This is a genomic window from Pseudomonas morbosilactucae, assembly GCF_023241665.1.
GTDB classification, from domain to species: domain Bacteria; phylum Pseudomonadota; class Gammaproteobacteria; order Pseudomonadales; family Pseudomonadaceae; genus Aquipseudomonas; species Aquipseudomonas morbosilactucae.
In genome coordinates, this window is the sequence record NZ_JALQCX010000071.1 from 1 (window position 1) to 22,074 (window position 22,074).

Consider the following 22,074-nt stretch of genomic DNA (forward strand, 5'->3'; position numbering starts at 1 on the left):
CGGGGCGCTGTAGGACTTGGCTTGCCAGCGATAGCGCCCTCCCGCCCTGTACCTGACGCGAAGCCCTTATCAGCGACAAGCCGGCTCCCACACAGTTGGATTGCAAAGCGGCAATAAAAAACCCCATGAGCCAGCTATGGGGTTTTGTTTTTTCAGCGGGCGATCAAGCCGGTGCCGAGGTACGGATCAAGTGGTCGAAAGCGCTGAGGGATGCCTTGGCGCCCTCGCCCACCGCAATCACGATCTGCTTGTACGGCACGGTGGTCACGTCACCAGCGGCGAACACGCCTGGCAGGGATGTCTCGCCACGTGCATCGACAATGATCTCGCCCCGCGGCGACAATTCGACGGTGCCCTTGAGCCAATCGGTGTTAGGCAACAGACCGATCTGCACGAAGATGCCTTCCAGGTCGACGGTGTGGAACTCACCCGAATCCCGGTCCTTGTAGACCAGCCCGGTGACTTTCTGCCCATCGCCTTTCACTTCGCTGGTCAGTGCGCTGGTGATGACCTTGACGTTCGGCAGGCTGTGCAGCTTGCGCTGCAATACAGCGTCGGCGCGCAGCTTGCCGTCAAACTCCAGCAGGGTTACGTGGCTGACGATACCCGCCAGGTCAATGGCCGCTTCAACGCCGGAGTTGCCACCGCCGATCACCGCCACGCGCTTGCCTTTGAACAGCGGGCCATCGCAGTGCGGGCAGAAGCACACGCCTTTGGCCTTGTATTCCTGCTCGCCCGGCACGCCCATTTCACGCCAGCGGGCACCGGTGGCCAGGATCAGCGACTTGGCCTTGAGGCTTGCACCGCTTTCAAAACGCACCTCATGCAAGCCGCCCACTTCTTTGGCCGGAATCAGGGCACTGGCGCGCTGCAGATTCATGATGTCGACATCGTATTGGCGAACGTGCGCTTCCAGGGCACCGGCCAGTTTCGGCCCCTCGGTCTCTTGCACCGAGATGAAGTTCTCGATGGCCATGGTGTCCAGCACCTGGCCGCCAAAACGCTCTGCCGCCACGCCGGTACGAATGCCTTTACGGGCCGCGTAGATAGCCGCCGATGCACCGGCTGGGCCACCGCCCACAACCAGCACGTCAAAGGCGTCCTTGGCGTTGAGCTTCTCGGCCTGGCGCTCCACGGCGCTGGTGTCGAGCTTGGCGAGGATTTCTTCCAGGCCCATACGGCCCTGGCCAAAGTTGACCCCATTCAGGTAGACGCTGGGCACGGCCATGACCTTGCGCTCATCGACTTCAGCCTGGAACAGCGCGCCGTCGATGGCCACGTGACGAATGTTCGGGTTGAGCACCGCCATCAGGTTCAGGGCCTGGACCACGTCCGGGCAGTTCTGGCAGGACAGCGAGAAGTACGTCTCGAAGTTGAACTCGCCTTTAAGGGAGCGGATCTGTTCGATGACTTCAGCGCTGGCTTTCGATGGGTGACCGCCGACTTGCAACAGGGCCAGCACCAGCGAGGTGAATTCGTGGCCCATGGGAATGCCGGCGAAACGCAGGCTGATATCACTACCCGGGCGGTTCAGCGAGAACGACGGCTTACGCGCATCGGTCCCTTGGTCATGCAGGGTAATCAGGCTGGAAAGGCTGCTGATTTCCTTGAGTAATTCGAGCATTTCCTGGGATTTCGCACCGTCGTCGAGGGAGGCGACGATCTCGATCGGCTGGGTGACCCGTTCCAGGTATGACTTCAACTGAGCTTTAAGATTGGCGTCCAACATACGGGCGATTTCCATGTTCTGAATAAAGAGATGATTCGGTAAAAAAAAAACGCCCGAGCGAATCTCGCCCGGGCGTTTTGGGGGCGGTGCAGCTTACTTAGGTGCGGATCACCGCCCTGGAGTCAAACATGGACTTAGATCTTGCCGACCAGGTCCAGGGACGGAGCCAGGGTGGCCTCGCCTTCTTTCCATTTGGCTGGGCAGACTTCGCCTGGGTGAGCAGCGACGTACTGAGCGGCCTTGATTTTGCGCAGCAGCTCGGAAGCATCGCGACCTACGCCGCCGTCGTTGATTTCAACGATTTTGATCTGGCCTTCTGGGTTGATCACAAAGGTGCCACGGTCAGCCAGACCGGCTTCTTCGATCAGCACGTCGAAGTTGCGGGAAATGGTCAGGGTCGGGTCACCGATCATGGTGTACTGGATCTTGCCGATGGCTGGCGAAGTGTTGTGCCAGGCAGCGTGGGCAAAGTGGGTGTCGGTCGACACGCTGTAGATTTCGACGCCCAGTTTTTGGAATTCGGCGTAGTTGTCAGCCAGGTCTTCCAGCTCGGTTGGGCAAACGAAGGTGAAGTCAGCCGGGTAGAAGAAGACGACAGACCATTTGCCTTTCAGATCGGCGTCCGACACATCGACGAACGCGCCGTTTTTGAATGCGGTTGCTTTGAAGGGTTTAACTTGGCTGTTGATGATAGGCATCGTTGACTCTCCGTCATTGGTTGAAAACGTTGTGTGGAAACTTGATGGGGAGAATCCTAACCAATGATCCGGCTGATGGCTCATTGGCAAACCTGATGCTGCCGATTGGTTTTGGCTATCAGCCGAGCTTATTAATAGAAGAAACCTTTAGCGCCTGCTCGACGAGCTTTTCGCTGATCCGCGCCATGCCCATAAAGGGGCTGGCCTCGATGTAGCGCATGGCCGACTTCATGTCCTTCCAGCCGACGTAGCTCATCAGCGATTTCAAGTCCCAGCCGCTGCGGTGAGCCCAGGTGGCAAAGCCGCGACGCAATGAGTGGCTGGTGTAACGCTCGGCGGGAATGCCGGCCCGCTCCAGCGCCTGACGCAACAACGGGATCACGCTGTTGGCGTGCAAGCCCTCCTCGCTCAAATGCCCCCAGCGATCAATGCCGCGAAACACCGGCCCACGGACCAGCGCCGCAACGCCGAGCCAATCGCTGTAGGCCTGAACCGGGCATAGGCGCTGCAAAGCCGGCGTTTGGTAAGTTTTGCCGAGGTTGTCCCTGTCGCCCTTGCTGCGCGGCAGGTACAGGCTGATACCGGAACCGGCCACCGCCTGCACATGCTCGACCTGCAGGCGACACAGCTCATCACTGCGAAAGCCGCGCCAGAAGCCCAAGAGGATTAAGGCGCTGTCGCGCCGAGCCCGCAGCAGATCAGCCTGGCTGCCTTCAGCAATCGCCGTCAGGGCTTCTTGCTCCAGCCAGGCAATGACCTGTTCCAGGTCTTGCAACTGCAGCGGTTCGGCTTGTTTCTCCTGGGCCGGGTGCAAGGCGCGAATGCCCTTGAACACCTGGCGCACCACCGGAGCCTTGGTCGGGTCGGGAAAGCCCTGGCTGTTGTGCCATTGCGCCAGCGCCGACAAGCGCAACTTCAAGGTGTTGATCGACAACTCCCCGGCATAGGCCGCCAGGTAGCGGGCCACGGCCTCGCTGGTGGCTGGCAGGAAGCCGCCCCACGCTACTTCGAAATGCTCAATGGCCGCGCGATAGCTACGCCGCGTGTTATCGCGGGTGGCGGCGAGCAGGTAACGATCCAGTTCACTCATGGGTTCAACTCTGTCGACTGTAGCGAAAACCACTGTTTATGGGGGCCGAATGCGCCTCACAAGGGGTAATACCACTATATCCCATGTCATTATTTCTATGCTTAATCTAATTTCATCGCGTACAATTATGCGTAATTACATACTACGTAACACAGTACAAAATCGTAGGAGGAATCATGGCTCGCGGCGGCATAAATAAGGCAGTGGTGCAAAAGGCGCGCTTGGCGATCCTCGCCCGCGGCGAACACCCCAGCATCGACGCAGTGCGCGTTGAAATGGGCAATACCGGCTCAAAAACCACCATCCACCGCTATCTGAAGGAGCTGGATAACGGCCGCGGCGTGCCGAAGCGCCGGAAGAGCCCCTGGAAGGTGAATTGGCCGATTTAGTGGCGCGCATTGCCCGGCGCCTGGAAGAGCAGGCCCAGGAGCCTCTGGAGCAGGCTCAGGCCGCGTTCGATGAGCGCGTGCAGGCGCTGGAAACAGCGTTGCTGGCAGCCCAGCAGAACCAGGCCGGCCTGGAGCAGCAACTGGACATCCAGGCGACTGCCCTGGCCGAGGAAAGCGCCGCCCTGCAGAGCACCCGCTCCACCCTGCAAAGCGAGCAGACCCGCAACGCCGGGCTTAATCAGGCGGTGGGGGATTTCGAGCTACGCCTGCAAGACAAAGATGAGCAGATTCGTTCGCTGGAAGAAAAGCACCTGCACGCCCGCGACGCCCTTGAGCACTACCGCAACGCCGTCAAAGAGCAACGCGAACAAGAACAGCGGCGCCACGAAGGGCAGTTGCAACAGGTGCAGATGGAATTGCGCCAGGCACAGCAAAACGCTCTGGTCCGCCAAGACGAAATCACCCAACTGCACCGCGACAATGAGCGCCTGCTCAGTGAAAACCGCGCCACAGTGAAAGAGTTGAGACAGGCCCAGGACCTGGCGCAAAAAAGCGAGGCGCTGCGCGAACAATTGCAGGAACAGTCAAATCGCGCCCAGGGCGAAGCCACCCTCCTCCAGGAACGCCTGCGCGTCGCGCTGCTGGAAAGCCAGACGCTCAAGCACAGCCTGGAAGAGCAAGGCCGGATCGGCAAAGAATTGGAGTTGAGAGCCGCCAAGGCCGAGGCCGGCCTTGAGGCATTGCAACGGGCCACCGCCGTGAAGGCGGCGCCAGCAACCAAGGAACGGCCACCACGGCCGAAGAAGACTTAATCCGCGACCGGGGTGCGCATGGTGACGAACTCTTCGGCGGCCGTTGGGTGCACGCCGATGGTTTCGTCGAAGTCGCGCTTGGTGGCGCCTGCTTTCAAGGCGATCGCCAGCCCCTGGACAATCTCCCCAGCGTCCGGCCCGACCATGTGGCAACCCAGCACTTTGTCGGTGTCGGCATCCACCACCAGCTTCATCAGGGTGCGCTCCTGGCAGTCGGTCAGGGTCAACTTCATCGGCCGGAAACGGCTTTCGAAAATCTGCACCTTGTGCCCGTCTTCACGCGCCTGCTCCTCGGTCAAGCCAACCGTGCCAATGTTCGGCAGGCTGAACACCGCCGTAGGGATCATGCGGTAATCCACCGGGCGATATTGCTCAGGCTTGAACAGACGTCGCGCCACAGCCATGCCCTCGGCCAGGGCCACTGGAGTCAGTTGCACCCGACCGATCACATCGCCAATCGCAAGAATCGACGGTTCGGCGCTCTGGTACTGCTCATCCACCTCGACAAAGCCACGCTTGTCGAGCTTGACCCCGGTATTTTCCAGGCCCAGGTTGTCGAGCATCGGCCGCCGCCCCGTGGCATAGAACACGCAATCCGTCTCCAGTTCACGCCCATCCTTCAAGCGCACTTTGAGGCTGCCATCGCCCTGCTTGTCGATCCGCTCAATGTCGGCATTGAATTGCAGGTCCAGGCCGCGCTTGGTCAACTCTTCCTGCAGGTGCTTGCGCACCGCGCCATCGAAGCCACGCAGGAACAGGTCGCCGCGATACAACAACTGGGTTTCGGCACCCAGCCCGTGGAAAATCCCGGCGAACTCCACCGCGATGTAACCACCGCCCACCACCAGCACACGCTTGGGCAGTTGCTTGAGGAAGAACGCTTCGTTGGAACTGATGGCGTGCTCACTCCCGGGAATGTCCGGGATCTGCGGCCAGCCGCCGGTGGCAATCAGGATGTGCCTGGCGCTGTAGCGCTGGCCATTGACCTCCACCTGGTGCGGGTCGATCAGCTTGGCGTGGCCTTCATGCAGGGTCACGCCACTGTTGACCAGTAGATTGCGGTAGATGCCATTGAGACGATTGATCTCGCGATCCTTGTTGGCGATCAGGGTCGACCAATCGAAGTTCGCCTCACCCAACGTCCAGCCAAAACCTGCGGACTGCTCGAAGTCCTCGGCAAAGTGCGCGCCGTACACCAGCAGCTTTTTCGGCACGCAACCGACGTTGACGCAGGTACCGCCCAGATAGCGGCTCTCGGCCACGGCGACTTTCGCCCCAAACCCCGCGGCAAACCGCGCACAACGCACGCCGCCGGAACCGGCGCCAATTACATAAAGATCAAAATCGTAGGCCATTTCACTCTCCCAGGCAGGCCGACAGCATAACCGCAGATGGCGGAAGGGTCAGCGCAGAGGATGGACATAAGGGCAGAAAATGAAAAAGCCACCCGAAGGTGGCTTTTTCGTACAGAAACCTGCGCAGCTATCAGTAAGCCTTGCCGGTCTTGTAGAAGTTCTCGAAGCAGAAGTTGGTCGCGTCGATGTAGCCTTCGGCGCCACCGCAGTCGAAACGCTTGCCTTTGAACTTGTAGGCCATGACGCAGCCGTTTTGCGCTTGCTTCATCAGGGCGTCGGTGATCTGGATTTCACCGCCTTTGCCCGGCTCGGTCTGTTCGATCAGGTCGAAGATGTCCGGAGTCAGGATGTAACGACCGATGATGGCCAGGTTGGACGGCGCATCTTCCGGCTTTGGCTTCTCAACCATGCTGTGCACACGGTAGATGTCGTCACGGATCATCTCACCGGCGATCACGCCGTATTTGTTGGTTTCCTGTGGATCGACTTCCTGGATCGCCACGATCGAGCAGCGGAACTGCTTGTACAGCTTGACCATCTGGGTCAGCACGCCGTCGCCATCGAGGTTGACACACAGGTCGTCCGCCAGCACCACAGCGAACGGTTCGTCGCCGATCAGCGGGCGACCGGTGAGGATCGCGTGGCCCAGGCCTTTCATTTCAGTCTGGCGAGTGTAGGAGAAAGAGCACTCGTCCAACAGCTTGCGGATACCGACGAGATACTTCTCTTTGTCGGTGCCCTTGATCTGGTTTTCCAACTCGTAGCTGATGTCGAAGTGGTCTTCGAGGGCGCGCTTGCCGCGACCCGTCACAATGGAGATTTCGGTCAAACCGGCGTCCAGCGCTTCTTCAACGCCGTACTGGATCAGTGGCTTGTTCACCACCGGCAGCATTTCTTTAGGCATGGCTTTAGTCGCTGGCAGGAAGCGAGTACCGTAACCGGCTGCTGGGAACAAGCATTTCTTGATCATATGAGTCCTTAAAAAGGCTGTGCTTACGAGTTCGGCGCAGTCTAATCAGGCGGCGTGCACCTTACAATGCCCCGCGCTGGCTAACCGCTGCCATCATAGAGAAATATTCTGTCTGATAGTTCCGCAGCATCCCCGAGATAACCCTCGGCGTAAACCTGCAATGCGCTGGCAAGCCCGCGTTCTAACCTGCAGAGTCGAGCCAGCAGGCCTATATAAGGCTATGATTGCGCCCTTGATCCAGCCAACGAGAGCTCTTGATGTCGGCAGCAAAAAGCGTAAACGGTTACCTGATCACCCCAGCCAAAGACGGACAATGGTGGGTCGCCACGACCGGCGGTGAAAACATCGCCGGCCCATTCCCTTCGGAAGCCATGGCCATCGAAGTCGCCGCAGTCCTTCAAGACCAGCCGCCGCCTCCTTCGCGCCGGCGTACCAGCAAGCCCTGAGCGGTGCTGCGAGCATAGGACAAGCCCTGCAACGCAGGGCTTTTTTGTGATTGTCTGTACCGCAATGGCCGTTCGCTATAGCATCTCGCTTCAAATGCTCGGCAGCGCCGCCCAGCCCTTGCCTCACCACTCTTTCGACGACCTTCACCACCATGAAAAAATTACTGGCTTTGAGCGCGGTACTGGCCCTGAGCGGCTGCGCCACCGCATCCAACACCTACCTGGCAAACGGCGAACAAGGCCTGAGCATCGATTGCTCCGGCGAAGCCAGCTCTTGGGCCAGTTGCTATGAAAAAGCCGATGCATCCTGCGCCGGGACCGGCTACCGCATCGTCGGCACCGAAGGCACCCCGTCCCTGAAGGAAAGCGAAAAGACCCTGGGCGCGGATGTGGGCAACTACAAGAGCCGCAGTGTCGTCGTCGTGTGTAAATAAATAGCGGGGCGCAGCTCAAGTAGCGGGCAAATAACGGGGTGTTCAAATAAACCGGGATGCCAGCCGTTGCGGCTACATATGAATCTCGGCGAACTTGATGCCCAGGCCGCGGATGGTTTCGATCAGGTCATCGAGCCGGCCGAATGATTCGACTTCATCATTGTCATCCACCAAGAAGTAGCTGCGCCCTGCGCTTTTCTTGAAAAACACGATCCACTCCCCGGAATTGGCCGGATTCTGGATCACGTGGGTCGCCGAAATACACCCTTCCGCATGCCTTTCCCTGATTTGTTCGCGCTTCATGCCGTCTCCCGAAAAGACCCTGCCGCCCAAGTCAGGCTTCGGCGGCATGGTCGAAATGTGAGCGCAGTTTATCGGATGACCTAACCGAACCGCACGCCGACAAGAGGGTTTTTCCAGGATTTTTCGCCGCCCAGCCCTTGTACAGCGAAATAGCCTCTCCCCCACGCGCCTCATCAATACCAGGCCGTCATCCGGAAATGCAGGCTTCTCCAGCCTTGCGTACATCTTGGGGGCGCAATGGGTTGTTCGACATCTGTTCATGCAGCTTGATGCTGCTGCCACCGGAGCGCTCTTCGATATCAAACACCGCGGCCGGCCCTTCTGCGAGTTTCTGCGGAACCACCACCCGCAGCCCCTCCTTGTGCGGTTCGATCTGCAATGCCTCACGACTGTCGGCCAGCTTCTCGCTCAAGCAGGCGGCGTAATCCTGGGGCTTCTTGCCAGAGATCACACTGAGCGTCGGCGGCGTCTGATTGATATCCGCAACCGTCGCACATCCGCCAATCGCCAACGCCAGGCCCAACACACACCACTTCATACAAAACCTCCACTAAAGCCCCTCCGACAGCACAACCGCTGTTTTTCTCCGGGGCATGGCGCTTTATCGCGCATAAAATTCCAAATAAGCGTTTTAATTTGCCATAGCGCCTGACGGCGGCCCGCTCATCCCCGGTCGGGCCTGATAAACTGCGCCATCTTTGATGCAATCGTTTTGATTTTTGTAGAGAAAGCCCTTCTGGAGGCGCCATGAAATTTATCCACCAGCGCGAGCACCTGAATGAAGATGACATCGTCATCATCGAATGCTCCCAGGTCTGCAATATCCGCCTGATGAACGACGCCAACTTCCGCAGTTTCAAGAACGGCGGTCGCCACACTTACCACGGCGGCGCCTTCGACAAGTTCCCGGCCAAGATCACCGCGCCCAGCACCGGTTTCTGGAACATCACCATCGATACCGTCACCAACCGCGCCATCAGTGTGACGCGCAAGCCGACCCTGACCCACTCGATCCGCATTGTCCGCCGCTCCAGCTCCAAACTGCGCTGAGCCAGCCTCCCACATCGCAATACACAGGTACCACCGTGGCCCAAACAACCAAGTACGTCATCAAATACAAGCTCAATGGCGAGCGCCGTTTCGAGTTCGCGCAACTGGAAACCGGCACCCAGGAAGAAGCCCAAGCAGCCCTGCAAGCCTTGCACGGCCAATCCGATGATGTCATCAGCGACGTCAGCGTAAGCAAGGCCTTGTAACCCGGCCGGCGCTGCCCTGGAGGGAGGTTCGACGATGCTCCATCCGCCACCGCCCGGCACCGCCGATCTGTTCGCCGAGGCGGACCTGCAACAAGCCCCCCGGGTCGACGTCATCGGCCCGCAATCCCGGGTACTGCGTGGTTTCGCCCTGCCTTGGATCGAGCCGTTGCTGCCGGCGTTGCGAACGGTGCTGCAGGGCGCGCCATTACGGCGCATGGTCACGCCGGGCGGTTTCACCATGTCGGTTGGCCTGAGCAGTTGCGGGGAGCTGGGCTGGACCACCGACACCCGGGCTTACCGTTACAGCGACTTCGACCCCAAGACCGGCCAACCCTGGCCACCGATGCCCGATATCTTCCGGCAACTGGCCCAGGCCGCAGCCTTAGAGGCCGGGTTCGCCGACTTCAATCCCGACGCCTGCCTCATCAACTGCTACCGCCCCGGCGCCAAAATGTCCCTGCATCAGGACAAAAACGAGCAGGACTTCAGTGCGCCAATCGTGTCCCTGTCCCTGGGGCTGCCGGCGATCTTCCTGTTTGGCGGCGACCAACGCAGCGATCGACCGCTGCGAGTGCCGCTGCTGCACGGCGATGTCGCGGTCTGGGGCGGCGTCGACCGGCTGCGTTATCACGGCATACTGCCGCTCAAGGAAGGCACCCACCCGCGCCTGGGCAGCCAGCGTTTCAACCTGACCTTTCGCCGCGCTGGCTAAACGGCGTCGGCGGTCCGAGTTCCAGCGCAAGACCCGGAGTGCGGCAGCCTGCAACCCTGGCTAACCTGGCCCGGCCCCGTCATCGAGTAGAGCCCATGAAGCATCCCATCGAACAAGATCCCCGCTGGCAGTCGGTGCTGGCCCGCGATGCCAGCGCCGACGGGCAATTTGTCTACGCCGTGAAAACCACCGGGGTCTATTGCCGCCCCAGCAGCCTGTCGCGCCTGCCACGGCCGCAGAACGTCGAGTTCTTCGACAGCGCCGCCGCAGCTGAAGCAGCAGGCTACCGCCCGAGCAAACGCGCCGCGGGGGATCAGACTCAACTGGCGGCCCAGCATGCAGCCTTGGTAGCCGCCGCATGCCGACAGATCGAGGACGCCGAAACCGCGCCCACACTCAATCAACTGGCCCAGGGTGCCGGTATGAGTGCGTTTCATTTTCATCGGGTGTTCAAGGCGGCCACTGGTTTGACCCCCAAGGGCTACGCCAACGCTAATCGCGCGCTCAAGGTCCGCCAGCACTTGCACAGCGGCCAGTCGGTGACCGACGCCCTCTACGACGCGGGTTTCAACTCCAATAGCCGCTTCTACGAAACCGCCGACCAGGTACTGGGCATGAAACCCAGCGACTACCGCGCCGGCGGGGCCAACAGTGACATCCGCTTTGCCGTCGGCCAATGCTCCCTGGGCGCGATTCTGGTGGCGCAAAGCAGCCGGGGGGTGTGCGCCATTTTGCTCGGCGACGACCCCAACGTCCTGGTGCACGACCTGCAGGACAAATTCCCCCGGGCCAATCTGCAAGGCGCCGTGCTTGAGTTCGAGCAACTGATCGCCCATGTGGTGGGGTTTATCGAAGCGCCGGGGATCGGCCTGAACCTGCCACTGGACCTGCGCGGCACGGCCTTTCAAGAGCGCGTGTGGCAGGCCCTGCAAAGCATTCCGGTAGGCACCACCGCCAGCTACGCCGAAATTGCCCAGCGCATCGGCGCGCCCAAGGCGACACGCGCCGTGGCCCAAGCCTGTGGGGCCAACTGCCTGGCGGTGGCTATTCCCTGCCACCGCGTGGTGCGCAGCGACGGCCAGCTTTCGGGCTATCGCTGGGGCGTGGAGCGCAAGCGTCAGTTGCTGGAACGCGAAGGCGCATCCGGGGACTGAATGCCGATGTAGATCGCCACCGAGTCGGGGCCGGTGTACACCTCGAAATCACTGATAAACCGGCGGCGAACCTGGGGGTGGTCCTGGAAGTAAGCCCAGATCAGGCCCCAGGTCTGAATCACCACGTCGGGCATCGCGCCCCGGGCACTGAACACCAGGTATTCGCCGCCCTCGATCTCCACCTCCGGGTAATCACTGCCGGGTGCCGCCAGCGCCACGCCAGCCGTTACATCGAACAGCCCGGAAGCGTCGGATTCATAGTTGGAGTACACACCGTAGACAAAAGAGTCCGGCTGTTTGTGGCTGACCTTATCGAACAGGTCCTCAAGGTAAAAACGCTGCCACATCGGGCCGATCTGCGCAGTCTGAGCCTGTTGCTCGTCGGCGTTACGGGTGCGGACCTGCAAGCCCGCCACGCGAAAAGGCAGGACTTCGCGCTGTTTTACATCCATGGTCAATCTTCCTGTGTGGAGCAGTGATCGAGTCAACATCGCCTGGCCTTGTACCAGCAACTCCTGATACAAACCCCGCGCTGCCGTCGTTAATTTTTCTGCCGGAGAATATGCCTCATGAGCCAGTGGCCCGATACCCGCATTCTCGATCTGTTAGGCATCGAACTGCCGATCATTCAAGCCCCCATGGCCGGTGCCACCGGCTCGGCCATGGTCATCGCCGCCGCCCAGGCCGGCGCATTGGGCTCCCTGCCCTGCGCCATGCTCACCCCGGAGCAGATTCGCCAGGAAGTCCAAGCCATTCGCCTGGCGACCCAGGCCCCGCTGAACCTGAACTTTTTCTGCCACCAGACGCCCGCCCCCGACGCCCAGCGCGATGCCCGCTGGAAAAACGCCCTGGAACCCTATTATCGCGAGCTGGGTGCGGACTTCGAGGCCCCCACGCCGGTCAGCAGCCGTGCGCCGTTTGATCGGGTCAGTTGTGAGCTGGTGGAAGAGCTGCGCCCGGAAATCGTCAGCTTCCACTTTGGCCTGCCCGAGGCCGGCCTGCTGCAACGGGTCAAGGCCACCGGGGCCAAGATCCTCTCTTCGGCCAGCACCGTGGATGAAGCCCTGTGGCTAGAGCAACACGGCTGCGACGCGATCATCGCCATGGGCTACGAAGCCGGCGGCCACCGCGCCCTATTCCTCACCGACGACCTCAATACCCAGGTCGGCACCCTGGCCCTGGTGCCGCAAATCGTCGATGCCGTGAATCTACCGGTGATTGCCGCCGGCGGTATTGGTGACGCCCGGGGCATCGTTGCAGCCCTGGCCCTGGGCGCCTCGGCGGTGCAACTGGGTACCGCCTACCTGTTCACCCCGGAAGCCAAGATCAGTGCGGCCCACCACAAGGCCCTGCGCAGTGCCAAGGAAAGCCAGACCGCCCTGACCAACCTATTCACCGGGCGACCGGCCCGGGGCATTGTCAACCGAGTGATGCGTGAAATCGGCCCTATCAGCCCATTGGCACCGGCGTTTCCCCTGGCTGGCGGAGCCTTGATGCCACTGCGAGCCAAGGATGACGCGGATTTCGCCAACCTCTGGTCCGGGCAGGCCCTGCGCCTGTGCATCGAACTGCCCACCGGTGAACTGACCCGCCACCTGGCCGAGAAAGCTCTGGCGCAACTCCAGCGACGCTGACGCAGGGTCGGCCGCGACATCGCTCGCGGCCGGCCTGACGCTTACCCCCCCAGACACCCGCAGTTCCGTTCGTCGGTCATTCGCTATATATTCCTCTATACAGCGCTTTAACCGACCGTCGGTGCAGTCCCCCTCTCACCCACTGCCCCACGCCCTTGCCCTCAACGGAGCAGCTTCATGATCCTTCGCGCCTCAAGTTTTGCCCCGACGTGCCTCGCCACCCTGCTCGCCGCATTCGCCATAAGCTCGGTCCAGGCCGATGAAGTCCAGGTGGCGGTCGCTGCCAACTTCACCGCGCCGATCCAGGCCATCGCCGCCGACTTTGAAAAAGACACCGGCCACAAACTGGTAGCCGCCTATGGCGCCACCGGGCAGTTCTATACCCAGATCAAGAATGGCGCGCCGTTCGAAGTGTTCCTCTCCGCCGACGACACCACGCCGCAGAAACTTGAAAGCGAAGGAGACACGGTCAAGGGCTCGCGCTTTACCTACGCCATCGGCACCCTGGCGCTGTGGTCGGCCAAGGAAGGTTATGTCGACGCCAAGGGCCAAGTCCTCAAGGACAACCAGTACAAGCACCTGTCCATCGCCAACCCGAAAACCGCGCCGTATGGCCTGGCCGCCACTCAAGTCCTGGCCAAGCTGGAGCTGACCGACAAGGTCAAGGACAAGCTCGTCGAAGGCCAGAACATCACCCAGGCCTATCAGTTCGTCTCCACCGGCAACGCCGAGTTGGGCTTTGTTGCCTTGTCGCAGATCTACAAAGACGGCAAAGTCAGCAGCGGCTCGGCCTGGATCGTGCCCGAGCAGATGCACGATGCAATCAAGCAGGACGCGGTGATCCTCAACAAAGGCAAAGACAACCCAGCCGCCAAGGCGCTGGTTGACTACCTCAAGGGACCAAAAGCCGCGGCCGTCATCAAGTCCTACGGTTACCAACTCTAAATGCCGCTATCGAGTGCCGATTTCGCCGCCATCTGGCTGACCCTGAAACTGGCGTCCCTGACGACCCTGATTCTGCTGATTATCGGCACTCCCATCGCCCTGTGGCTGTCGCGCACCCGCTCACGGCTGCGCGGCCCCATCGGCGCGATTGTGGCCCTGCCCCTGGTGCTGCCGCCGACGGTGATCGGCTTCTACCTGCTGTTGGCGCTGGGGCCCAACGGGGTGATTGGCCAGTTCACCCAGTCCCTGGGGCTGGGCACCCTGACGTTCAGTTTCAGCGGGCTGGTGATCGGTTCGGTGATCTATTCCATGCCCTTTGTGGTGCAACCCCTGCAGAACGCTTTCTCGGCGATCGGCAGCCGTCACCTGGAAGTGGCCGCGACCTTGCGTGCCAATCCCTGGGACACCTTTTTCAGCGTGATTCTGCCCCTGGCCAGGCCGGGGTTTATCACCGCGTCGATTCTCGGCTTTGCCCACACCGTCGGTGAGTTCGGTGTGGTGCTGATGATTGGCGGCAACATTCCCGACAAGACCCGAGTGGTCTCGGTGCAGATCTACGACCACGTCGAAGCCATGGAATACCTGCAAGCCCATTGGCTGGCGGGCGCCATGCTGGTGTTCTCATTCCTGGTGCTGCTGGCCCTGTATTCCAGCCGCCAGACCAAGGCCGGCTGGAGCTGACCCATGACCTCGACCATTGATGTGCGCCTCAAGCTCGACTACCCGGCGTTCAGCCTCGACTTGGACCTGCACCTGCCCGGGCGTGGCGTCACCGCGCTTTACGGCCATTCCGGCTCCGGCAAGACCAGTTGCCTGCGCTGCATCGCCGGTCTTGAACGCGCGCCCGAGGGCCTGGTGCGGATCAATGACGAGGTCTGGCAGGACAGCCACAAAGGCCTGTTTTTGCCGCCGCACAAACGCGCCCTGGGTTATGTATTCCAGGAAGCCAGCCTGTTCCCCCACCTGTCGGTGCGCGGCAACCTGGAGTTCGGCCTGCGACGCATTGCCCGCCATCAGCGCCGAGTGGACATGGCCCACGCCACCGAACTGCTCGGCATCGGCCATCTGCTGGAACGCCATCCGCAACATCTGTCCGGCGGCGAGCGCCAGCGCGTCGGCATTGCCCGCGCCCTGCTCACCAGCCCCCGGTTACTGCTGATGGACGAACCCCTGGCGGCCCTCGATGCCAAGCGCAAAAGCGAGATCCTGCCATACCTCGAACGCCTGCACGACGAGCTGGATATTCCGCTGCTGTATGTCAGCCACGCGCAGGATGAAGTGGCGCGCCTGGCCGACCACATCGTCCTGCTCAACGAGGGCAAAGCCCTGGCCAGCGGACCGATCGGCGAAACCCTGGCACGTCTCGACCTGCCCCTGGCCTTGGGAGACGACGCTGGCGTGGTGATCGAGGGCCAAGTCATCCACTACGACCCCCACTACCAACTGTTGACCCTGCAGTTACCGGGCAGCCAGCTCAATGTGCGGGTGGCCCACGCGCCCCTCGCCGTGGGCAAGCACTTGAGGTTCAAGGTCCAGGCCCGAGACGTCAGCCTGAGCCTGCAGGCCGGAGAGCACAGCAGCATCCTCAATCGCTTGCCGGTCAGCGTCAGCAGTGAAATCGCTGCCGACAACAGCGCCCACGTGCTGGTGCGCCTGGACGCGGCAGGCACCCCGCTGCTGGCGCGGATCACCCGTTTCTCCCGGGACCAGTTGACCGTGCACCCGGGCCAGGCGCTCTGGGCACAGATCAAGGCTGTGGCAGTGCTGGCCTGAATCACCGCCAACGCTGGGGCACCAACGGGCAGGGCTTGCGGTCAATCTGCAAAGAGGCCCCACCCTTTGCCAAGGAACCCCGCCATGCCCGACCACGCCCCGTCCGAACCGTCGGTTCCCGCCGGCCTGCATTACGTCGATGACCGTCAACCGGGCATCCGGCGCAAAAAGCGTCGGGGCGGTTTCAGCTACGTCGACGTCCAGGGCCGCGTCATCAAGGACCCAGACGAGCTTAAACGGATCAACGCCCTGGCCGTCCCCCCGGCGTACAGCGATGTGTGGATCTGCGCCGACCCGCGAGGCCACCTGCAAGCCACTGGGCGCGATGCCCGGGGACGCAAGCAATACCGCTATCACCCGCGCTGGCGCGAAGTGCGCGATGCCGACAAATACTCGCGCCTGCTGCAGTTCGGCAGCGCCCTGCCCAAGTTGCGGCAGCACCTGGACGACCTGCTGAGCGAACCCGGGTTCAGCCGCACCAAGGTCCTGGCCACGGTCATCAGCCTGCTGGATGCCACCCTGATCCGGGTCGGTAACCGCGAGTACGCGCGGGACAACCGCTCCTATGGCCTGACCACCTTGCGCAGCAAGCATGTGGCGATCAAAGGCCCGGACATCCTCTTCCAGTTTCGCGGCAAGAGCGGCATCGAACACCAGATCACCGTCAAGGACCGCCGCCTGGCGCGCATCGTCAAGCGCTGCATGGAACTGCCCGGGCAAGACCTGTTCCAGTACCTGGACGAGGACGGCCAGCGGCGCAGCATCAGCTCCTCGGACGTCAATGCGTACCTGCATGAACTCACCGGCGCCGACTTCACCGCCAAGGATTACCGCACCTGGGCCGGCAGCAGCCAGGCACTGGCCCAGCTACGGGAACTGCATTGGGAGCCGGAAACGCAAGCGAAGAAGCACATCGTCGAAGCCGTGAAAAATGTGGCCAAACAGTTGGGCAACACACCCGCAGTGTGCCGGCGTTGCTATATCCACCCGGCACTGTTGGACAGCTTTCTGCTCGGCGAACTGGCGACGCTGCCCAAGCCTCGAGTGCGCAAGGGCTTGAAAGCCGAGGAAGTCGGCCTGGCGATGTTTCTCGAACGCTTGCTTAAAACCTGACCGGGCAGACGGGGTTGTCACGCCTGCTTACTGCGCGCTAGGCTACGCCCCTCCCCACCGTCCCAGGACGATTGCCGACGTGAATCACTAAGCCTTCCAGAATGCCCTCGCGACAAGCCAGTCCCTGCGCTTGTTGGTTTCCCCTGCATTTTTTGGAGGTGCTGATGACTCAGGTCACACGGCAACCTGCGCTGATTTCCCTGAATCAGCTGACTTATCGCTTCGCCCATGGCGAAACTCTGTTCGACTCACTGAACCTCAGCTTCGACCGTCGCCCCACGGCCATCATCGGCCGCAACGGCAGCGGTAAGTCGCTGCTCGCCCGCCTGCTCGCCGGGGAACTGCAGCCGTCGTCGGGCAGCATCAGCCGCCACGGCAGCCTGGCCTATGTGGCCCAGGATCTCGCCATCACCGCGGCCCACAGCGTGGCCGAACTCGCCGGAGTTGCGCCGACCTTGCAAGCGCTAAAGCGCTTGGCAGCAGGCGAGGCATCGTTGATGGATTTGCAGCAGGTGGACGAGCGCTGGGACCTGGCCGAGCGCATGGCGCAGATGCTCGATGGCGCCGGCCTCGGCCACCTGCGCGCCGAGGACTCGGCCGCCCGCCTCAGCGGTGGGCAGCGGGCTCGGGTGGCGATGATCGGCGCCCTGCTCAGCGATGCCGACCTTTTGCTACTGGACGAACCCAGCAATCACCTGGACCGTGCCGGACGACACTGGTTGATCCAGCAATTGCAAGCCTGGCGCGGCGGCTGATTGTGATCAGCCATGATCGCCCACTGCTCGACACCGTGCAGTGCATCGTCGAAATCAGCGCCCAGGGCGTGCAACGCCACAGCGGCAGCCATGCTGAATTCCAGGCCAGGCGCCAAGCACAAGACAGCGCCAGCCAGGCCGCGCTGGAACAGGCGCACAGCCAACGCAGCCGCGAGCGTAAACGCCTGCAACAGGAGCACGACAGCATCCAGCGACACGCCGCCCTGTCACGCAAGCAGGCGATGACGGCCAATGTCGCGGGTTTTGAACGGGCCCAGCTCAAAGCCGCGGCGCGGGACATCATGGGCAAGGTGCGCCACGCCCATCAGGACCACAAATCGAACCTCGACGCCCAGGTGCGTACGGCCTATGAACGGGTCTTGGCCGATGCCCCGGTGCTGCTCAACCTTCCGGCCAGCGCCGTGCCCAGCGGGCAGCAGGTGTTTTCCCTGGAGCGCGCGCAACTGCCCTGGCTGCCGCCGACAGCGCCCTCCAGCTACCTGACCTGCCATATCAAAGGCCCGGCCCGGATCATCCTCAGCGGGCCCAATGGCTGTGGCAAATCCACCTTGTTGAAGATGCTCGCCGGCGAATGCGTGCCGCTGAGCGGGCGGTGCACGGTGCCTGTCAGTTGCGCCTACCTCGATCAGTCGCTGGCGCAACTAGACCTCCAACGCTCAGTGCTCGAACAATTGCTGGCCGCCAACGGCCCCGGGGATGAAAGCGCCTTGCGCAATCACCTGGCCCACCTGCAACTCTCACCCCGGCAGGTGACACGGCCCAGTGGTTTATTGAGTGGCGGCGAGCGCCTGAAAGCCGCACTGACCAGCGCCGTGTGGCGCCCTCTTCCGGCCAAGCTGCTGTTGCTGGATGAGCCTACCAACCATCTGGACTTGGCATCGGTGCAGGCCTTCGAAACGGCCTTGCGGGACTTTCCCGGAGCGCTGCTGGTGGCCTCCCACGATCAAGCGTTTATCGATGCGCTCGAACCCACCCATCACCTGTTGTGGACGCCTGAAGGGTGGTACTTGCACGAGGCCGCGCCATGAACTCTCCGCCACCGCACCGACTCAGCGGTATTGGGCGTGATAATCTTCGCGCCCCGATAATCGACACGGATCGTTACCCATGAAGTTCGGATACACCATCGTTTATGTGCCTGACGTCGAGGCGTCGCTGCAGTTTTTCGAACAAGCCTTTGGCTTCAGCCGGCGCTTCCTGCATGAGTCCGGCACCTATGGCGAATTGGAGAGCGGCGAAACCACCCTCGCCTTCGCCGACCACCAACTGGCCGAGATGAATTTCCGCAGCGGCCATGTGGCGGCTCATTCATCGCCACAACCGCTGGGCATGGAACTGGGCATGGTGACCGACGAGGTTCAAGCCGCCCATGCCAAGGCCCTGGCCCAGGGCGCCAGCGAACTCTCGCCCCCAAGCCTCAAGCCTTGGGGCCAGACCGTGTCCTACCTGCGCTGCCCGGACGGCACCCTGGTGGAGCTCTGTACACCCATCGCGGGGTAACCGCCGCAGGGCATCGCAGGTTCAACTCACTTGAGCTTGACCGCGGTGCCCGTGACAAACACCGTCACCATGCCCTTGCCACCGCCACCCATGCTGATCTCAAAATCCAGCCCCAGCACCGCGTCCGCCTGTAACTGGCGAGCCCGCTCCTTGATCTCGTCGGTGGCCTGAATCCGAGCCTCCTTCAATGCACGCTCCAGGGTCTGTGAGCGACCGCCGAAGACGTCCCGCACCGCGCTGAACAAATCACGCACCAGGTTGACCCCCTGCACCGATTCTGCGCTGACGATGTCCAGGTACGCGGCAATTTCCCGACCCTCGATGTGCTGTGTGGTGGTGACAATCATCGGCAACTCCCTTGCCCTTGGCGGGCTTGCAAAAAGCCGCCATCTTAGCGTGAAGCCTGGCGAAGATCGTTGTTCACAACGGCGTTTTTTCGTTTGCCTCATCCAGGCACAACAACATTGTGGGCAATTCGCCTGGCCCCAAAAACACCGAACGTTGAACCACCCTGGAGGTCCTAAAACTATGGGATCGCCACCGACCAACAGGCCCAGGACCTGCGTCACTCAGGATAGACAGGGATAGTCTTCGGCCAATCGGCCAGTGCGGCTCCATGGACAGCAAACGCCTAAACAGGCACCGCCGTCCCGCAGTCCAGGTGGGCATGGCAGGCTGTTTCCCATGCCCCGCACTTATCAGGAAGGAGACGCACTATGGTCATTCACTTCAAGGTTGCCGGGCATCTTGCCTGCGGCCATCACGGTTCCCACCTCAGTTCCACCACTGAACTGACACGGGTCAAATGCCGCACCTGCCGAGGCACCGAAGCCTTCAAGGAAGCCCGCCGCACTCAACGCAACGCCGCCCGCAGAGCCGCACGTAAAAACAAGGCAACCACCACCGCCAATGACTGGCGCAGCGCCTGGATCCAGCGCTTGAGCGCGATGTCCGGCAGGCAGCGCCTGCCACGCGGCTTTACCAACCAGCCTTTTGTCTAGGCGAGCACTGTGCTCGCTTAACGATGCACCCGACGCGCCGGCCAAGATGAAATTTCTTTCACCCACCGTTAAAAAAGCGCTGTGTATAGTCGCCCTGCTCATTCAAGCAACTACGTTCGCCCGCACTCTCCCGCGGGCTTTTTTTTGCCTTGAAAAAAGTGAGCCGCGGTCACCACAAGAGGGGCTGAAGGCTGGCGTCGATCAGTAGCGAAATACCGGCTTTCCATTCGATCGAATGCCGTAGCCCAATGATTTATAGAGCTTTTTCAGCTTCCAAAAAAATCACCACAAGGCCTTCAATTACACTCACTGACCTTGCTTCATGGGTGCGGGGTGTATATATTCCTCACCCTGCTGCAAGGCACTGGCATCGCTTGACGCTGATCAAGACATCCCAGGCCGCTTTATCGCGCTACCGCCCGAATGGCGAAACTGGTAGACGCATGGGACTTAAAATCCCCCGCTCGTAAGGGCGTGCCGGTTCGATTCCGGCTTCGGGCACCATCTATATCAAGGGCTTGCGTGATTAACCTCATGCAGGCCCTTGTTGTTTCTGTTCGAACGCCCCACTCCGGATACAGCACCTCGCCTCAAATGGCGCTGAGAGCACGCGTCGATAACTGCCAGTCCGATGCCTCCAGCACCGAAGTCGTTTGTCCTCCGAAGAGTTGAAGTGACTCCTATGCCCTCGTCTTCGCTTAATCAGCGCCTGAAAAAGCGAATCAGGAATGCCGAGCGAGCGTAATAGATGGGCTCTACCGCTTTGGTCTCAGGGTGATACTAAAATCCACCATCGCCGCTAAACGGTGGGTGAAAACGCCGAAATGAGTCGCTGAATGGACGTGTTTCGTTCATTTATCCAGATTCAATAGTTCGTGCATCCGTTCGCCTATTATTCCTCGCAACCACGTAGCATGAAACTCCATGTCTTCCAGAGAAGTCCCCTCAGCCAATCGGTAATTGAACTCCTTGCCCCTCGGGCCCTGACACACGACGCTGAAATGGCCATCGCGGTCATAACTGGCGAGCATGTAAGGGCTGATACAAATAATGTCGCTAAACGGCACCTGCACCTCGGTGGGCTTACGACCGCGACGGGTGACCGTGAGGGTCAGCAGTTGCTGGTTTTCGTCGAACGTGAAGGCCAGCACTCTAGCAGCAGAGGACATCCACGCGAAGACCAGCCCCATGAGCACAACAGAACCACACAGGAACTGGATGAGCGACGACGTTGTGAGGCTAGACCCATCGCTGCTCGGTTCACCTGGTATCGCTTCGAACCCGAGAAGGAGCAGTATCGTCAGCACTAAGCCGGGCAACAACCAAAGCACCACAAAGCTGAAACCAAAAATGGCCGCCCCCGTGCTGCCAACGGTCAGTAAGTCCGGGCCGCGATGCCAAATAGGGGGGTGGGCGGCTGGGCTTTCAGTGCTTGACGCGACTTGAGGCGTTGCGACGCGGTGAGGTGGACTTTGACGATTCATCTAGCAGGCTCCAGGGGTGCTGCTTAGACAGTACCACTACTGCCAGACAGTCTGGCCCAAGGGTATCAGGCTTTTTCACGCCGCCTCGGTGCCCACCTGCCAACGCGAGCCAATAAGGGTGATGACAAATAGACGCACACAGTGGACTAGAAAAGGTAGGCCATGGCTACCGAACAGAAAGAACGCACGGCCAGACTTGCCGGGAATACTTGCGCAACCCTGCAGGCCCAACGTCACCGCGACCGTAAAACCGCCTACCACCATCCGTTTCTCCATCACGTGCTTCCATGTTGTTTGGCCGTCAATGGCCTGGCCGCGATGGGGTCGGCGCGAGTCTATAGAAATGATGGTAATTAGGCACAATCCCTTTCGAGCCCTACGCGGCTACGCAGCCCTGTCTCAGAAATGACAGCTCTGGAACAGATCCCCCAAACACCGTCCTGCCAGCAACGCCGTAAAAATCCACCGGCGGACAATTGAGTATTGATAATAATTCTTAT

The 22,074-nt window shown here is 61.1% G+C and carries 23 protein-coding genes, 1 tRNA gene and 2 pseudogenes; 16 read left to right on the plus strand and 10 right to left on the minus strand.

Annotated elements, in window-relative coordinates; genetic code table 11:
• Positions 1 to 163 precede the first annotated feature (163 nt).
• The 3 genes from ahpF to M1B35_RS29230 form a co-directional block, all read right to left on the minus strand.
• Positions 164 to 1,729, minus strand: coding sequence for an alkyl hydroperoxide reductase subunit F (gene ahpF, locus M1B35_RS29220; protein WP_268263778.1), 1,566 nt, complete (start codon positions 1,727 to 1,729; stop codon positions 164 to 166).
• A 134-nt stretch (positions 1,730 to 1,863) separates the two neighbouring features.
• Complete coding sequence (ahpC, locus tag M1B35_RS29225) at positions 1,864 to 2,427, minus strand: alkyl hydroperoxide reductase subunit C (RefSeq protein ID WP_123333464.1); 564 nt, start codon at positions 2,425 to 2,427, stop codon at positions 1,864 to 1,866.
• A 118-nt stretch (positions 2,428 to 2,545) separates the two neighbouring features.
• Positions 2,546 to 3,517 carry a site-specific integrase gene (locus M1B35_RS29230; protein WP_268263779.1) on the minus strand — a complete coding sequence of 324 codons (972 nt, stop codon included), beginning with the start codon at positions 3,515 to 3,517 and terminating at the stop codon, positions 2,546 to 2,548.
• 176 nt (positions 3,518 to 3,693) lie between these two features.
• Between M1B35_RS29230 and M1B35_RS29235 the strand changes: the two are divergent.
• Positions 3,694 to 4,718: pseudogene (locus M1B35_RS29235) on the plus strand (DNA-binding protein).
• Here M1B35_RS29235 and gorA read toward each other — a convergent pair.
• Both gorA and galU read right to left on the minus strand, forming a co-directional pair.
• Positions 4,715 to 6,073, minus strand: a complete 1,359-nt coding sequence (gene gorA / locus M1B35_RS29240) for a glutathione-disulfide reductase (protein ID WP_268263780.1) — start codon at positions 6,071 to 6,073, stop codon at positions 4,715 to 4,717. The pseudogene M1B35_RS29235 and the gene gorA sit on opposite strands and share 4 nt — an antisense overlap.
• Positions 6,074 to 6,203: 130 nt before the next feature.
• Positions 6,204 to 7,043 (minus strand): UTP--glucose-1-phosphate uridylyltransferase GalU, encoded by an 840-nt coding sequence (galU, locus tag M1B35_RS29245; RefSeq protein WP_053157579.1) that lies wholly within the window; start codon positions 7,041 to 7,043, stop codon positions 6,204 to 6,206.
• Positions 7,044 to 7,300: 257 nt separating this feature from the next.
• Between galU and M1B35_RS29250 the strand changes: the two genes are divergently transcribed.
• Both M1B35_RS29250 and M1B35_RS29255 read left to right on the plus strand, forming a co-directional pair.
• On the plus strand, positions 7,301 to 7,489 hold the full coding sequence (locus M1B35_RS29250) for a hypothetical protein (protein ID WP_123333472.1): 189 nt from the start codon (positions 7,301 to 7,303) through the stop codon (positions 7,487 to 7,489).
• Positions 7,490 to 7,641: 152 nt separating this feature from the next.
• Positions 7,642 to 7,923 carry a hypothetical protein gene (locus M1B35_RS29255; protein ID WP_268263781.1) on the plus strand — a complete coding sequence of 94 codons (282 nt, stop codon included), beginning with the start codon at positions 7,642 to 7,644 and terminating at the stop codon, positions 7,921 to 7,923.
• Positions 7,924 to 7,995: 72 nt separating this feature from the next.
• Here M1B35_RS29255 and M1B35_RS29260 read toward each other — a convergent pair whose 3' ends face one another.
• Both M1B35_RS29260 and M1B35_RS29265 read right to left on the minus strand, forming a co-directional pair.
• The gene (locus M1B35_RS29260; protein WP_123333476.1) at positions 7,996 to 8,226 is read right to left on the minus strand and encodes a hypothetical protein; all 231 of its coding nucleotides are present in this window, start codon (positions 8,224 to 8,226) and stop codon (positions 7,996 to 7,998) included.
• Positions 8,227 to 8,413: 187 nt separating this feature from the next.
• On the minus strand, positions 8,414 to 8,764 hold the full coding sequence (locus M1B35_RS29265; RefSeq protein WP_123333478.1) for a hypothetical protein: 351 nt from the start codon (positions 8,762 to 8,764) through the stop codon (positions 8,414 to 8,416).
• A 209-nt stretch (positions 8,765 to 8,973) separates the two neighbouring features.
• On the opposite strand from M1B35_RS29265, the gene M1B35_RS29270 reads away from it, so the two are divergent.
• The 4 genes from M1B35_RS29270 (at position 8,974) to ada (ending at position 11,348) form a co-directional block, all read left to right on the plus strand.
• Entirely contained in the window at positions 8,974 to 9,276 is a 303-nt protein-coding gene (locus M1B35_RS29270) for a DUF1883 domain-containing protein (protein ID WP_123333480.1), read from the plus strand.
• 35 nt (positions 9,277 to 9,311) lie between these two features.
• Entirely contained in the window at positions 9,312 to 9,482 is a 171-nt protein-coding gene (locus M1B35_RS29275; RefSeq protein WP_185039246.1) for a hypothetical protein, read from the plus strand.
• Positions 9,483 to 9,516: 34 nt separating this feature from the next.
• Complete coding sequence (alkB, locus tag M1B35_RS29280; RefSeq protein ID WP_268263782.1) at positions 9,517 to 10,194, plus strand: DNA oxidative demethylase AlkB; 678 nt, start codon at positions 9,517 to 9,519, stop codon at positions 10,192 to 10,194.
• 95 nt (positions 10,195 to 10,289) lie between these two features.
• On the plus strand, positions 10,290 to 11,348 hold the full coding sequence (gene ada / locus M1B35_RS29285; protein ID WP_268263783.1) for a bifunctional DNA-binding transcriptional regulator/O6-methylguanine-DNA methyltransferase Ada: 1,059 nt from the start codon (positions 10,290 to 10,292) through the stop codon (positions 11,346 to 11,348).
• Here ada and M1B35_RS29290 read toward each other — a convergent pair.
• Positions 11,312 to 11,800: a GyrI-like domain-containing protein gene (locus M1B35_RS29290; protein ID WP_268263784.1), complete on the minus strand. Its 489-nt coding sequence runs from the start codon at positions 11,798 to 11,800 to the stop codon at positions 11,312 to 11,314. The genes ada and M1B35_RS29290 overlap by 37 nt on opposite strands.
• A gap of 117 nt (positions 11,801 to 11,917) precedes the next feature.
• Between M1B35_RS29290 and M1B35_RS29295 the strand changes: the two genes are divergently transcribed.
• The 7 genes and pseudogenes from M1B35_RS29295 to M1B35_RS29325 all read left to right on the plus strand — a co-directional run bounded on the left by M1B35_RS29295 (position 11,918) and on the right by M1B35_RS29325 (position 19,089).
• Positions 11,918 to 12,982 (plus strand): NAD(P)H-dependent flavin oxidoreductase, encoded by a 1,065-nt coding sequence (locus tag M1B35_RS29295; protein WP_268263785.1) that lies wholly within the window; start codon positions 11,918 to 11,920, stop codon positions 12,980 to 12,982.
• A gap of 177 nt (positions 12,983 to 13,159) precedes the next feature.
• Positions 13,160 to 13,927 (plus strand): molybdate ABC transporter substrate-binding protein, encoded by a 768-nt coding sequence (modA, locus tag M1B35_RS29300; RefSeq protein WP_268263786.1) that lies wholly within the window; start codon positions 13,160 to 13,162, stop codon positions 13,925 to 13,927.
• Positions 13,928 to 14,608, plus strand: a complete 681-nt coding sequence (gene modB / locus M1B35_RS29305; RefSeq protein WP_268263787.1) for a molybdate ABC transporter permease subunit — start codon at positions 13,928 to 13,930, stop codon at positions 14,606 to 14,608.
• A gap of 3 nt (positions 14,609 to 14,611) precedes the next feature.
• On the plus strand, positions 14,612 to 15,700 hold the full coding sequence (modC, locus tag M1B35_RS29310) for a molybdenum ABC transporter ATP-binding protein (RefSeq protein ID WP_268263788.1): 1,089 nt from the start codon (positions 14,612 to 14,614) through the stop codon (positions 15,698 to 15,700).
• An 84-nt stretch (positions 15,701 to 15,784) separates the two neighbouring features.
• Positions 15,785 to 16,813 carry a DNA topoisomerase IB gene (locus tag M1B35_RS29315; RefSeq protein ID WP_268263789.1) on the plus strand — a complete coding sequence of 343 codons (1,029 nt, stop codon included), beginning with the start codon at positions 15,785 to 15,787 and terminating at the stop codon, positions 16,811 to 16,813.
• A 164-nt stretch (positions 16,814 to 16,977) separates the two neighbouring features.
• Positions 16,978 to 18,617: pseudogene (locus tag M1B35_RS29320) on the plus strand (ABC-F family ATP-binding cassette domain-containing protein).
• A 79-nt stretch (positions 18,618 to 18,696) separates the two neighbouring features.
• Entirely contained in the window at positions 18,697 to 19,089 is a 393-nt protein-coding gene (locus M1B35_RS29325) for a VOC family protein (protein ID WP_123333500.1), read from the plus strand.
• A gap of 26 nt (positions 19,090 to 19,115) precedes the next feature.
• Here the strand turns inward: M1B35_RS29325 and M1B35_RS29330 are convergent, their stop codons facing one another.
• Positions 19,116 to 19,436, minus strand: coding sequence for a YbjQ family protein (locus M1B35_RS29330; RefSeq protein WP_123333502.1), 321 nt, complete (start codon positions 19,434 to 19,436; stop codon positions 19,116 to 19,118).
• Between the two features lie 369 nt (positions 19,437 to 19,805).
• Here M1B35_RS29330 and M1B35_RS29335 point away from each other — a divergent pair, with 369 nt between their 5' ends.
• Both M1B35_RS29335 and M1B35_RS29340 read left to right on the plus strand, forming a co-directional pair.
• On the plus strand, positions 19,806 to 20,090 hold the full coding sequence (locus tag M1B35_RS29335) for a hypothetical protein (protein ID WP_123333504.1): 285 nt from the start codon (positions 19,806 to 19,808) through the stop codon (positions 20,088 to 20,090).
• Positions 20,091 to 20,507: 417 nt separating this feature from the next.
• Positions 20,508 to 20,594, plus strand: a tRNA-Leu gene (locus tag M1B35_RS29340).
• Between the two features lie 347 nt (positions 20,595 to 20,941).
• Here M1B35_RS29340 and M1B35_RS29345 read toward each other — a convergent pair.
• Complete coding sequence (locus M1B35_RS29345) at positions 20,942 to 21,574, minus strand: hypothetical protein (RefSeq protein WP_268263790.1); 633 nt, start codon at positions 21,572 to 21,574, stop codon at positions 20,942 to 20,944.
• Between the last annotated feature and the right edge of the window lie 500 nt (positions 21,575 to 22,074).